Annotated in this window: 12 protein-coding genes; 10 read left to right on the top strand and 2 right to left on the bottom strand. The window is 42.6% G+C overall.

Annotated features, from left to right (window positions below; genetic code table 11):
* Positions 1-212: 212 nt before the first annotated feature.
* Positions 213-1466, top strand: a complete 1254-nt coding sequence (locus IRB79_RS14475; RefSeq protein WP_243503174.1) for a methyl-accepting chemotaxis protein — start codon at positions 213-215, stop codon at positions 1464-1466.
* Positions 1467-1527: 61 nt separating this feature from the next.
* Positions 1528-1935: a nuclease-related domain-containing protein gene (locus IRB79_RS14470; RefSeq protein WP_243503173.1), complete on the top strand. Its 408-nt coding sequence runs from the start codon at positions 1528-1530 to the stop codon at positions 1933-1935.
* A gap of 761 nt (positions 1936-2696) precedes the next feature.
* Here the strand turns inward: IRB79_RS14470 and IRB79_RS14465 are convergent.
* A complete protein-coding gene (locus IRB79_RS14465) occupies positions 2697-3581 on the bottom strand; it encodes a hydroxymethylglutaryl-CoA lyase (RefSeq protein ID WP_243503172.1) in 885 nt (294 codons plus the stop codon).
* Entirely contained in the window at positions 3578-4249 is a 672-nt protein-coding gene (locus IRB79_RS14460) for a GntR family transcriptional regulator (protein WP_243503171.1), read from the bottom strand. The genes IRB79_RS14465 and IRB79_RS14460 overlap by 4 nt, the downstream gene beginning before the upstream one ends.
* A gap of 218 nt (positions 4250-4467) precedes the next feature.
* Here IRB79_RS14460 and IRB79_RS14455 point away from each other — a divergent pair, with 218 nt between their 5' ends.
* The 8 genes from IRB79_RS14455 (at position 4468) to IRB79_RS14420 (ending at position 12885) form a co-directional block, all read left to right on the top strand.
* Complete coding sequence (locus IRB79_RS14455) at positions 4468-5670, top strand: CaiB/BaiF CoA transferase family protein (RefSeq protein ID WP_243503170.1); 1203 nt, start codon at positions 4468-4470, stop codon at positions 5668-5670.
* Positions 5671-5682: 12 nt separating this feature from the next.
* On the top strand, positions 5683-7110 hold the full coding sequence (gene leuC / locus IRB79_RS14450; RefSeq protein ID WP_243503169.1) for a 3-isopropylmalate dehydratase large subunit: 1428 nt from the start codon (positions 5683-5685) through the stop codon (positions 7108-7110).
* Positions 7107-7712, top strand: a complete 606-nt coding sequence (gene leuD, locus IRB79_RS14445) for a 3-isopropylmalate dehydratase small subunit (protein ID WP_243503168.1) — start codon at positions 7107-7109, stop codon at positions 7710-7712. Before leuC ends, leuD begins: the two co-directional genes overlap by 4 nt.
* Positions 7713-7737: 25 nt before the next feature.
* A complete protein-coding gene (locus IRB79_RS14440) occupies positions 7738-7998 on the top strand; it encodes a hypothetical protein (protein ID WP_243503167.1) in 261 nt (86 codons plus the stop codon).
* Entirely contained in the window at positions 7995-9503 is a 1509-nt protein-coding gene (locus IRB79_RS14435) for a sodium:solute symporter family protein (RefSeq protein WP_243503166.1), read from the top strand. The genes IRB79_RS14440 and IRB79_RS14435 overlap by 4 nt, the downstream gene beginning before the upstream one ends.
* Positions 9504-9528: 25 nt before the next feature.
* Complete coding sequence (locus IRB79_RS14430; protein WP_243503165.1) at positions 9529-10776, top strand: MFS transporter; 1248 nt, start codon at positions 9529-9531, stop codon at positions 10774-10776.
* Between the two features lie 20 nt (positions 10777-10796).
* Positions 10797-11393, top strand: a complete 597-nt coding sequence (locus IRB79_RS14425; RefSeq protein WP_243503164.1) for a flavin reductase family protein — start codon at positions 10797-10799, stop codon at positions 11391-11393.
* Between the two features lie 121 nt (positions 11394-11514).
* Positions 11515-12885 carry an aldehyde dehydrogenase gene (locus IRB79_RS14420; RefSeq protein WP_243503163.1) on the top strand — a complete coding sequence of 457 codons (1371 nt, stop codon included), beginning with the start codon at positions 11515-11517 and terminating at the stop codon, positions 12883-12885.
* Positions 12886-12952: the final 67 nt, after the last annotated feature.

Below are 12952 nucleotides of genomic sequence, written 5' to 3'. Positions count from 1 at the left end.
AAAAATGCCAGCTTCTTGGGAGGCTGGCATTTCTATTTGTAAAAAGTGACGAACTATTTCAATTATTTTAAAAATAATCCTTCGAAATATATTGATATATTTTCCTTTCATCCACTATAATCAAATTGTCTGGTGGTAAAAGAAGTTATTTGAGGAGGAACTTGTAAATCATTTTTTTATAATAATAAAAGATAGAAAAAGGGGAAAGTTTCATGAGTCAACTTAGCTACATGCTCCGCACTTTAATCGTCATTATCCCGGCTGTATTAGTCATTGGCGTTTCTGTATGTGTTGGTAATGGATTGGATGGCAGTGCGTTTTGGTTCACCATAGCTTTTATGGTAATCCTTGGTTCGCTTGCGGGAATATTATCCGCATTTATGAACTATCGCAAGTTTATTGCACCCATCAGCAAAATTAATGCCTTTATTAATGAACTTGCAGATGGAAATATGTCCACAAGGCTTGACGAAAAATCAGTGGGACAGCTTGGATCGATTGCTTCAGCACTGAATCATACTGCATCTGCCTGGCAGGAAGTGCTGAATAAAGTGGTTTTGGCTTCGAACGAAGTCACACATTATGCACAGCAGCTATCATCAGGTGCCCAGCAGACCAATATGGCAACAAGCCATATAGCTGAGGTCATTGAAGAAGTAGCAGCAGGTGCCGATGATCAGGTCAAGGGAGTCGGAACTGCTTCCAATGTCATCATGCAGATGTCCGAAAGCCTGACACAGGTCGCGGCAAATTCAGAACAGGTTACAGAGCAAATCAACGATTCACTGGAAAAAGCAAATCATGGGTCTGCATCCATTTCAACAGCAGGATGCCAAATGAACTCCATTCATGTAAATGTACAGGATTTATCCAAGGTGGTAAAAGGCCTTGGCCAGCGTTCACAGGAGATCGGAAAGATCATCGAAGTGATTACAGGCATTGCCGCTCAAACAAATCTTCTGGCTTTAAATGCTGCTATTGAGGCGGCACGCGCAGGAGAACAGGGAAAAGGCTTTGCCGTTGTAGCAAACGAGGTTAGAAATCTCGCTGAAAAATCTGCGGAATCCACTCTGCAAATCAGCCAGCTGATATCTAAAATCCAGGAAGAAACCAATCAGGTAGTCCAAACAATGGATACAGTTAATCATGAAGTAACAGAAGGAATGGAAGTCATGAAGGATGCAGGCGATTCATTCAAACAAATCCAGCAGTCTGTCAGCACAGTGACGGATCAAATGGAGGAAGTCGCATCAGCCATTCAGCAAATGTCTGTCGGTTCTCAGCAAATGGTTCAATCCATGGACGAGATATCCCATGTGGCAAATGAATCAGCCATGGCCACACAAAGTGTACTGGCTTCAACGGAAGAGCAGGCTGCATCAATGGAGGAAATATCACTCTCTGCAGACCAGCTTACGAGCATGGCGGAGGATTTGAAAGGGTTGATTAGCAGATTTAAACTGTAGTAAAAGGAGTTTAGGTGAAAACCTGAACTCTTTTATAATAAAAGGAGAGGAGTGATTTAAATTGATAAAAAAAGAAAGAAAGGTATCCGATTTTATAACAAAACTTGAAGCATTAATAAGGCGCATGCCTGAAATGGAGCCGGGGAGGGAGAGGGCAGTATCTGAATTGAACAAACGCAGAGCTGGATATATAGGGGAACAAAAGCTGGATTATTATTTAAGTTTTTTGGACGAAAAAGAGTATTGGATATACCATGGCCTCCGGCTTTCGAATGGAAGTCAATTTTTCCAGATTGATACCTTGCTTCTAACGAAAGAATTCGCCATGATCCTTGAGGTGAAAAACTGGAACGGAACCATCATCTTTGAACCCGAATTCCACCAGCTCATACGAATCCATAACGAAAAGGAGGAAGCTTTCCACGACCCCATTTCCCAAGCTGAACACCAAAGCAGGCAATTAAAATAGTGGCTGTCGGCAAATGGGTTCCCGGATATCCCCATAGAATTTGCCGTAATTTTTAGCAGTCCTTCCACCATCATCAAATCTCCATCTAAACAAACCTCAAAAAAAGTTATGCATGCCCACCGATTGTTAAGTAACCTTAACTCTATTAAAAAATCATATTCTATTGAGAGATTAAATGAAAAACAAATAAAAAAAATTAGCCATACACTTTTGAAAAAACATGTCGAGCATGAAATTGATGTAATGAAATATTTAGATATTTATCCCGATACCCTTCTTACTGGTGTATATTGTCCTGTATGTTCCTCACTCCCAATGATCTTTCATTGGGGAAAATGGCATTGCCCTACCTGCAAATCCATATCCGACAGAGCTCATCATCAAGCTGTCCAGGATTATTTTCTGCTGATTAAGCCAGTCATCACTAGTAAGGAGTTTAGAGAATTCACACATGTAGGTTCCTTAAATTCAGCAACGAGATTACTTTCCAATATGGGTATACCACATAAAGGTGAAAGATCACAAAGGGTTTATTTTAAAGTTTAAAATTTCTACAATTGTGGACTATAGGAAAACAATTGAAAAATCGGGGAAAGAATCACAGAAAAAGGGGAAAGCAATTTAAAAAATGGGGAAACAAGTCAAGAATATGAGGAACAGAACTAGCAAACTGGGGAAAAGATGTATTCAAAAGATAAAAATTGTTCGTTTTCAGCCATAACGACTAAAAAAAGCCATCCCCCAGATGGCTTTTCCCGCAATTAAGCTATTCCCGCCTTCATTAACATTCCATCCAGCGGCCGTTCCATCACTGTTTCCATCCACTTTGCTGTTTCCAGTACAGAAGGAAGGTCTGTCCCTGTATCCACACCCATTCCGTGGAACATATTGATCATATCTTCGCTACAAACATTCCCGACTGCTTTCGGGGCAAATGGACATCCGCCAAGCCCGGCAATGGAGGAATCAAAGCGACGGACACCCGCCTGATAACCCGCCAAAACATTTGCCAGTCCCAAACCGCGTGTATTATGAAAGTGAAGGCCAAGCGAAAAATCTCTTCCAAATGCATCGAAAAATGAATCTGTCATCTTTTGGACCTGAATGGGATTCGCCATGCCCGTTGTATCAGCCAGGGTGATTTCCGTACAGCCGGCTTCCACAAATCTCTCTGCCACTTTCAGCACGTTTTCTAAAGGAACTTCCCCTTCAAAAGGGCAGCCGAATGCTGTTCCTAATACCCCAGCCACACCCTTTCCAGATGCAGCGCCTTCCTTAATCACTAAAGAGAGCTCACCAACGGCCTGCTCAACAGTCCTTTTCACATTCCGTAAATTGAATGAATCACTTGTTGTTGTTACAACATGAAGAAAATCCACATCGGTCTTAAGTGCGCGTTCAAGCCCTGAACGGCTTAAAACCAGACCGCCGTACCGGACGCCATTTCTTTTAGGAAGCGATTTCAAAACTTCCTCTGCATCAGCCATGGGAGGAACAACCTTCGGATTGACAAAAGATACGGCTTCTATATTGCGGATGCCGGAATCAATTAATCTGGTAATCAATTCAACTTTTGTTTCCGTTGGAACAATTTTGCACTCATTTTGCAAACCATCACGTGGACCAACTTCACAAATTTCAATCATTTTACTTCCTCCTTCAGCAGATGAATATTTTTAATTTGTTCCAGGTGCTTCAAAACATGATCACGGCCTTGATAAATATGCTCATGCATGGCAATGCGGGCACGCTCGGGTTCCCGATTTTTGATTGCTTCCAAAATGGTTTTATGTACCTCAAGGGATTGTTTAAGCTGAAAGCTGTTATACCAATAGAAGGACCTGAACACGATTGGAACTACGACAACCTTTGATATGTGGAAATGAATATGCTCATTTTTGGAAGCATTCACTATCGTTTCATGAAATTTCTGGTTTACCTGAACAATATCTTTCAAGCTTTCCATATCAGATTCCACATATCGGCTAATTGCTTCTTCATATAAAATATTGGCTTTTTTCATTTCCAGTAGGTCATTTTCTGTCCGGTGGATCGCCGCCTGACTGGCAGCGTACCCTTCCAGAAGTGTGCGCAGGTCATAGATTTGCCGTATATCATCTTTTGTAAAATGCCTTACGCTGACACCGCGCTTTAATGGAATGACGAGGCCTTCTGCTTCAAGCTGTTTTATTGCCTCTCTAATAGGAGTGCGGCTAAGGTTCATCTCTTTAGCCAATGATTCCTCAGCAAGCCGCATGCCAGGGACAAATTTCCCTTCAATAATGGCATCTCTAATAAATTCGTATGCATCCATATCAACACCTCAATTGTATTGTATACAAACAGTAGTATTATTACAACAAATATTCTGAATATTTGTTGTGAAACATGATTATATAAAGGTTCTTTAAAAATATCAGAAAAATTATAAAATTTACATTGACTTATTGTATACAAACAATTAAATTTGTATACAAGATTAAGAAAATTTAAATTTAACAACACATTCAAGAAATATCGGGAGGGAAATCCATGTCAGAAAAACAGCTTCCACTGGAAGATATCAGAGTCATCGAGCTGGGCACTCTTTTAGCAGGCCCATTCTCCGGGCGGCTTTTAGGTGACTTCGGTGCTGAAATTATTAAGGTCGAGCCTCCGGGTAAATCAGATCCCATGAGAAATTGGGGAAAATCAAAAGATGGTATAGGGCTTTGGTGGCCTATTCAATCGCGGAATAAAAAATCGATTTCATTAAATCTCAGGGAGGAAGAAGGACAGCAGGTTTTAAGGGAGCTTATTAAAGAAGCTGATGTTGTCATTGAGAATTTCCGCCCAGGGACAATGGAAAAATGGAATCTGTCTTATGAAGCACTTTCCGAAATCAACCCTAAATTAATTATGGTACGGACTTCGGGCTATGGACAGACAGGACCCTATAAGCATCGTGCAGGCTTTGGAAGCGTCGGTGAAGCAATGGGCGGGCTCAGAAATGTAACCGGTTTCCCTGACAGGCCGCCTTCAAGAATTGGTGTCTCAATGGGCGATACTTTGGCTGCACTTTTTGCTACAATTGGCTGCCTGGTTGCATTACACGAGAGGGAGCGCTCAGGAAAAGGACAGGTTGTCGATACGGCCCTCTATGAATCTGTCTTTTCTGTGATGGAAAGCATTATTCCGGATTATCTCTTAGCAGGATACATAAGGGAAAGAATGGGCAATATCCTGCCAGGTGTAGCTCCATCCAACATTTACTTCACACAGGATAAAACTTACATCGTTATAGGGGCCAATGCAGATGGAGTGTTCCGCAGGTTATGCGAGGCCATGGAGCAGCCGGAATTGGCAGATGACTCAAGATTCGCGACCCACCATGCAAGAGGGGAAAACATGAAGCTTCTTGATTCCATGATCGAAGAATGGACAAAGACTCTCCCCGCTAAAGAAGCGCTTAAAATTCTTGAATATAAGGGCGTTCCATCAGGGCTCATTTATACGGCTAAAGATATTCTGGAAGATCCGCATTATAAGGAACGCGACATGATAATTAAAGTAGATCATCCGCAGCTGGGAGAATTCCCGATGCCTGGCATTGTCCCAAAATTAAGCAGGACACCAGGAGAAGTGAAGCATGCCGGCCCGGAAGAAATGGGCAAGCATAATCATGAAATATACACAGGCCTTCTTGGGTTCAATGAAGAGAGATTAGAAGAATTGAAGAAAAATAATATCATTTAGGAGGGCTTCAGAATGGGGCGGACCTTATATGAGAAAATCTGGGAAAAGCATGCTGTCGTGGAGGAACAGAATAAGCCTTCTCTTTTATACATTGATCTTCATTTAGTACATGAGGTCACATCACCTCAGGCATTTGAAGGCTTAAGAAGTAAGAATCGCAAAGTGAGAAGGCCGGATCTGACTGTGGCTACCATGGATCACAGCATTCCAACGACCGACCGTTCTCTTCCTTTTAAAGACCCAATCGCCAAAAAGCAAGTCGACGCTCTGGCAATAAACTGCAGGGAGTTCGGCATACAGCTTTTTGACCTGGAAAGCCGAAATCAGGGAATTGTACACGTCATTGCTCCGGAGCTGGGGTTAACACAGCCCGGTATGACCATCGTCTGCGGTGACAGCCATACCTCCACACATGGAGCATTCGGCGCACTTGCCTTTGGCATTGGCACAAGTGAAGTAGAACATGTCCTTGCCACTCAGACATTAAAGCAATTTAAATCCAAAACATTAGCCATAAATATACACGGCAATTTGCCGCAAGGAACGACTGCCAAAGATCTGATTCTTTCAATCATTGGAAAGTATGGTCATGATTTTGCAACAGGCTATGTTGTGGAGTATCGCGGTGAAGCCATACGCAATTTAACAATGGAAGAGCGAATGACCGTATGCAATATGAGCATTGAAATGGGAGCAAGGGCAGGACTGATTCAGCCTGACGAAAAAACCTTTAACTATTTGAAAGGGAAACAAGCTGTTCCTGATGGAATGGAGTGGGAAGAGGCTCTTGCAGAATGGAAGAAATATTATACTGACGAAGATGCCGAATTTGATCTGACTGCTGACATTAATGCAGCTGAAGTAATCCCACAGGTTACCTGGGGGACGAATCCGGGCCAGGTAGCAGGTATTACAGAAGATATACCGTTAATGGAAGATTTACCTGCAGATCAAATAGGACCAGCTAAAAAAGCATTAAAGTACATGGACCTTCAGCCAGGAACACCCATCACAGAAATTGCTATCAATAAAGTCTTTATCGGCTCCTGCACAAACAGCCGGATAGAAGATCTTCGAAAAGCGGCAAAAATCGTAAACGGTTACAAAGTTGCTGAACAGGTGGAAGCGCTTGTTGTTCCTGGTTCACAGCTTGTAAAAATGCAGGCAGAAGCTGAAGGGCTCGACCAAATTTTTATCAATGCCGGTTTTCAATGGAGAGAAGCGGGCTGCAGCATGTGCCTCGGTATGAATGAGGATTTGGTTCTTCCTGAAGAACGCTGTGCATCCACTTCCAACCGTAATTTTGAAGGCAGGCAGGGAAGAAATGCGAGGACCCATTTGGTCAGTCCTGAAATGGCTGCAGCAGCAGCGATTGCCGGCCGGTTTATAGATGTAAGGGAGTGGCCTGTTAAATATAGCAAGGAGGTCAGTGTACAATGAAGTCTTTTACCAGATTTACAGGCATAGTTGCTCCGCTTGATGCTGCAAATGTTGACACAGATGCCATCATTCCAAAACAGTTTTTAAAAAGAATTGAAAGGACTGGATTTGGCGAATTCCTCTTCTACGAATGGCGATACGAAAATGGCAGGGAAAAACCGGATTTCATTCTAAATCGAGAACCTTACCGGAATGCACCAATTCTGCTGGCAAGGAAAAACTTTGGCTGCGGTTCATCCAGAGAGCATGCACCCTGGGCAATTGCAGAATATGGGATTAGAGTAATCCTGGCACCATCATTCGCTGATATTTTCTATAATAATTGTTTTAAAAATGGCATCCTGCCAGTAGTCTTGCCTGAAAAGGATATTGAAGTTCTGTTTCAAAAAAGCAATGAATCATCTGGTTATCAGCTTCGGGTAGATTTAGAGAATCAAAGAATTGAAGACTCATTCGGGTACATGGTCGAATTCGATATCGTTTCTTATCGAAAAGATCAGCTGTTAAAAGGGCTGGACGAAATCGGAGCAACCCTTCAATCAGCTGAATTAATAGACTCCTATGAATCGGCACATAAGATTTTCTATAAGCTGGAGGTTTAAATTTCAGCAAAAGGGAGGAAGCCATATGGAAAACAGAACGATAAAAGAACCTATTCGAAAAAAATGGATTTGGGTAGTCCTCGCCATCATAACACTTGGCGTAGTACCCTGGTATTTCCCGGATGCAGCAGCAGAGCCCTATATTCTCGGGTTTCCGTTATGGGCATTTATCTCGACAGCTTTTTCCATTATTATGTGCGGATATTTAAGCTGGCTTTGTGTGAATGAGTGGAATATCGTGGAGGACCAGGAAGAAGCCGAAAAAGCAAAGGGGGATAAATCATGAATGATTTAGCATTTGCAGGCACAGATGGGATCATTATTTTATCAGCCTTTGCCATAATCATGCTGGTAATTGGATACTTATCGGGCAGAGGTGAGAAGAACCTTCATCACAGTCTTTCAGGGTACTACCTTGCCGGAAGGAATCTCGGTTTTATCGCACTCTTTTTCACCTTATATGCGACGCAATATAGCGGGAATACCATTGTCGGATATGCCCCAACAGCATATAGGACAGGTTTCTCGTGGATTCAGTCGATTTCATTTATGACAATCATTATCGGAATCTATTTACTGTTTGCACCAAGATTATATGTCATTGCAAAGAAAAGAAACTTTGTTACACCTACTGACTGGATCGATCACCGCTTTAAATCGAAAGCAGTTACATTGCTTAGTATTTTTCTTATGCTTTGGGGGCTTGGGAACTATCTTTTAGAACAGCTTGTAGCGATTGGCCAGGCTGTATCAGGGATGACAGGCGGAACTATCCCATACCAAATAGCTGTTATCGTCTTTGTAGCTGTTATGCTTGCCTATGAGTGGATGGGCGGAATGAAGGCAGTTGCTTTTACGGATGTTATGCAAGGCATTGTTCTTATGATTGGAATCATTGTCTTCCTCATCGGCGGCTTGTATCTCGTCGGAGGAAATTTCTCTGATGTTACAAGGTATGTAGCAGAACTGGAACCTGCAAAAACAGCAGTCCCTCCAATGGAAGTGAATATTAATTGGCTGAGTATGCTCGTGCTTGTTGGACTGGGAGCAAGTATTTATCCGCACGCTGTTCAAAGAATATATTCTGCGCAAAGCGAGAAAACACTGAAAAAATCATTTGCCCGCATGGCATGGATGCCGCCAATTACAACAGGGCTTGTATTTATGGTAGGTATTATTGGAATTATGCTTTTTCCAGGACTGGATAAGACGGGGTCTGAACAGCTTGTAGGTCTGATGGCCAATGAGATTGCCGCCATTAATCCATTTTATTACTGGATTATGATCATCTTCTTTGGCGGGATTGTTGCAGCCATTATTTCTACAGCCGATTCTGTTCTGCTCAGCTTTTCATCCATGCTTTCAAATGACGTATATGGAAAATTCATCAATCCTAAGGCATCTGAACATAAGAAGGTCATGGTCGGGAAAGTATGCGGAATCATTGCCATCATCTTTCTTCTGTGGATTGCCTGGAATCCTCCGGGAACGCTATATGAAATTTTCGTCTTAAAATTTGAATTGCTTGTTCAGGTATTCCCGGCTTTTGTACTGGGCTTATATTGGAAGCGCTTATCAGGTAAGGCTGTCTTCTGGGGGATGCTTGCAGGCGCCATATTAGCAGGAGTGCTTACTCTTACAGGCTATAAAACAATCTATGGAATTCACGGGGGCGTCATTGGGCTGGGACTGAACTTCTTTATCTGTATTGCAGGTTCTCTATTAGCTCCAGCTGTTTCAAAGAGCAAAGTTCTGGAGGAAGATTTGACTGCAATCAATTTAAAGGCATAAAAGCCAAAAAAAGAGATGATTAATTATGAGTAATTCACTGGCAGAAAAACAATTTGCCATCAATGAAAATCCATGGAAAATGCTATTATTTCTTCTGCTCGCACAGCTGATGGTAGCATTTGTCGGCAGAAGCATTGGACCGCTGGGAGTTTTAATCGGGGAGGACCTTTCCTTGACCAAGTCGCAAATCGGCATGCTCCCAGCGGCTCTCTTTTTGGGCCAGGCGATCATTTCAGTTCCTGCCGGCTTTCTGACTGACCTTGCAGGATCCCGTAAATTATTGGTTCTGGCGTCGGCCTTAATGGGGTTAGGCTTTCTGTTCATGACATTGCTTCATGATTTCTGGCTTGTCCTGTTATTGATTGTTATTGGCGGAATTGGGTATGGATCCATGCACCCGATCACAAATAGAGGCATCATTTATTGGTTCCCGCTCAAACAGCGGGGAACAGCAATGGGAATAAAACAAACCGGCATCACGGCAGGATCGGCCTTGGCCAGTTTGATACTGCTTCCGCTTAGTGTAACTTTTGGCTGGAGATTTGTACTTCTTACGGCCTGCCTTCTTTTATTGGCGGGCGGATTCGTTTCCTATCATTTTTACCGGGATCCGCCTGAACTGGAGCAAGCGAAGGGCAGCAGAATGAGTTTGCTCCAATTTTACAAATCAATGTTTAAAATGTTTAAAAATAAAGCTTTGATGCTGATAAGCTTTAGTGCTCTCGGTTTGAATGGCACGCAAATGTGCTTAAATACGTATATTGTTTTATTTGCCTATGAACAGCTAAATATTTCAATCTTTTTATCAGGTATTCTCCTGGTTATATCTGAAATATTCGGAACCATTGGCAGGGTTGCCTGGGGAATCATAAGCGACAGGCTGTTTGAAGGAAAACGTGTTGTGATCCTTATGATTATTACCATTATTACCGCATTGGCCAGTACGTCAGCTGCTGTCATTACTTCAGCCCCATTTTGGGTAATGGCTCCCATTACAGCTCTGTTTGGGTTTGCAGCTTCAGGCTTCAATGGCATCTGGATGAATCTTGCAAGTGAATTGGTGCCGAAAGAACAAGCTGGCATTTCAAGCGGGATCAGTATCACACTGGGATCAGCTGGGGCCATTATCATTCCGCCCTTGTTCGGTTTAATCGTGGATAAGACCGGTCAATTTTCTTCCGGGTGGTTTTTAATCACAGGTATGATGTTTATTGTTTTTACATTACTGACAGCATTATCGATTATGAATAAAAAGAATAACTATGTTATTTAAAGGTGGAAGGAGTGGTCCGTTTGGAATTTAACCCCTCGGAACTTGGAGAAAAAGAAGTGTACAAATTATTATCCGGATCTGTCGTCCCAAGGCCGATTGCCTGGGTTTCCACTGAATCTGAGGAAGGCGGCCAGAATCTCGCACCTTTCAGTTTTTTCAGTGTTGCTTCAAGAAATCCACCCATGCTCTGTATTTCAATTGGACCTGGGGTTGGCGACAGGGAAGGAACAGAAAAAGATACATTGGTCAACATCCGAGCGACAAAAGAGTTTGTCATCAATGTGGTTCCTGCACCATTGGGAAACCAAATGCAAAAAAGTGCAGAGAATCTCCCGAGTGAGGCTGATGAGTTTGAAGCGGCAGGGCTTTCCGCTGCTGAAAGTCATTTGGTCGCCCCTAAGAGGGTAAAAGAAGCACCAATCCATATGGAATGCAAGCTGGAACAGATTATTAAGCTAGGAAGCGATCATCTTATTATTGGGAGAATGGTACATTATCATATTGACGATGATTACTACCTCGGTAATTATAAAGTGAATTTAGAAAAACTGCAGCCGCTTGGAAGGCTGGCAGGAAACTATAGTGAAAACAGCGAATTCTTCAAGCTGCCGAGATAAATTTTCAAAAGCCGGACCTTATGGCCGGCTTTTTTTGCAATGGGAGTATACCTATTTATGTATTTCCTCCAGCCAAGATGATAATATATCCTTAAAACTTAGTCCCATCTGGAGGTATTCCATGGAAAACTACGCGGATCTCATTCAAAAACAAAGAAATTTCTTCACCCAGGGTAAAACAAAGGATGTCACATTCCGAATGGAAGCGCTCGGCAAGCTTCGCTCGGTCATTAAGCAGCATGAGCAGGAATTGATGGATGCGTTAAAGGCGGATCTCAATAAAAGTGAGTTCGATGCGTACTTGACGGAGATTGGAATTCTGCTGGAGGAAATCCGCTTTACGTTAAAACATTTAAAAAAATGGGCCAAACCCAGAAAAGTGAAGTCATCAATTGCCCAATTCGGTTCGAAAAGCTATATATATCCTGAACCATATGGAGTTGCGCTAATCATAGCGCCCTGGAATTATCCTTTCCAGCTGGCGATTGCACCGCTGATTGGAGCTATAGCCGCAGGGAATTGCGCTATTCTGAAGCCTTCGGAATTAACACCGCAAACTTCGGCATTGCTGTCAAAAATGATCAGCAATCATTTCCCGCAAGAGTATATTTCAGTTGTTGAAGGCGACGCAGAAACAAGCACAGCCCTATTAAATGAAAAGGTCGATTATATTTTCTTCACAGGCAGTGTCCCTGTCGGAAAAATCATCATGGAAGCAGCCTCCAGGCACCTTACTCCCGTTACCCTTGAATTGGGAGGGAAGAGTCCGTGCATCGTGCATGAAGATGCCAGCTTGAAGCTTGCTGCGAAGAGAATTGCCTGGGGAAAATATATTAATGCCGGCCAAACTTGTGTGGCTCCAGATTATATTTATGTTCACAGCAGGATTAAAGAAGAATTCTTGAAAGAATTAAAACAAGCCATACAGGAGCTTTATGGAGAACAACCGATTACATCCGGTCATTTCACGAGAATCGTCAGTGAAAAACACTTCAACCGTCTCACCAAATTTTTAACCAATGGCACCACTATTCACGGGGGCCGGCATGATTTAAATTCTCTAGGCATCGAACCAACTGTTCTCGGTAATATTACATGGGCTGATGAAATCATGCAGGATGAAATATTTGGACCGATCCTGCCGGTGCTCGAATATGACGACTTGTCCGGGATGATTACAGAGATTACAGCACGCCCGAAACCTTTAGCGCTATATATCTTCACAGAAAGTGAAGGCGTTCAAAACCAGATACTAAGCAGCATTTCCTTTGGAGGGGGATGCATTAATGATACCGTTTATCATCTTAGTTCACCATATCTGCCTTTCGGGGGAGTAGGGGAGAGCGGGATTGGCGCTTATCATGGAAAGGGAAGCTTTGATGTGTTTTCGCATGAGAAAAGCATACTGAAGCAAACCACCAGATTCGATTTGCCATTTCGATATCCGGCTACAAAGGATGCATTAAAAAAAGTGAAGTTTTTTATAAAATAATGCCGCATCATGGAAGGCGGTTTTTTATACATTATTTTTAGGCAGCTTTTTCCCTTTGTTTAAATTC

Source organism: Cytobacillus oceanisediminis (assembly GCF_022811925.1).
Taxonomy (GTDB): Bacteria; Bacillota; Bacilli; order Bacillales; family Cytobacillaceae; genus Cytobacillus; species Cytobacillus oceanisediminis_D.
Note: the sequence above shows the minus strand (reverse complement) of the source record. Positions and strands in the feature narration are given on the sequence as shown.

Bases quoted from the DNA above. Each gene is read 5' to 3' on its own strand.
- IRB79_RS14475 (WP_243503174.1), top strand. From the start codon at position 213: ATGAGTCAACTTAGCTACATGCTCCGCACTTTAATCGTCATTATCCCG.
- IRB79_RS14465 (WP_243503172.1), bottom strand. From the start codon at position 3,581: ATGATTGAAATTTGTGAAGTTGGTCCACGTGATGGTTTGCAAAATGAG.
- IRB79_RS14460 (WP_243503171.1), bottom strand. From the start codon at position 4,249: ATGGATGCATACGAATTTATTAGAGATGCCATTATTGAAGGGAAATTT.
- IRB79_RS14455 (WP_243503170.1), top strand. From the start codon at position 4,468: ATGTCAGAAAAACAGCTTCCACTGGAAGATATCAGAGTCATCGAGCTG.
- leuC (WP_243503169.1), top strand. From the start codon at position 5,683: ATGGGGCGGACCTTATATGAGAAAATCTGGGAAAAGCATGCTGTCGTG.
- leuD (WP_243503168.1), top strand. From the start codon at position 7,107: ATGAAGTCTTTTACCAGATTTACAGGCATAGTTGCTCCGCTTGATGCT.
- IRB79_RS14440 (WP_243503167.1), top strand. From the start codon at position 7,738: ATGGAAAACAGAACGATAAAAGAACCTATTCGAAAAAAATGGATTTGG.
- IRB79_RS14435 (WP_243503166.1), top strand. From the start codon at position 7,995: ATGAATGATTTAGCATTTGCAGGCACAGATGGGATCATTATTTTATCA.
- IRB79_RS14430 (WP_243503165.1), top strand. From the start codon at position 9,529: ATGAGTAATTCACTGGCAGAAAAACAATTTGCCATCAATGAAAATCCA.
- IRB79_RS14420 (WP_243503163.1), top strand. From the start codon at position 11,515: ATGGAAAACTACGCGGATCTCATTCAAAAACAAAGAAATTTCTTCACC.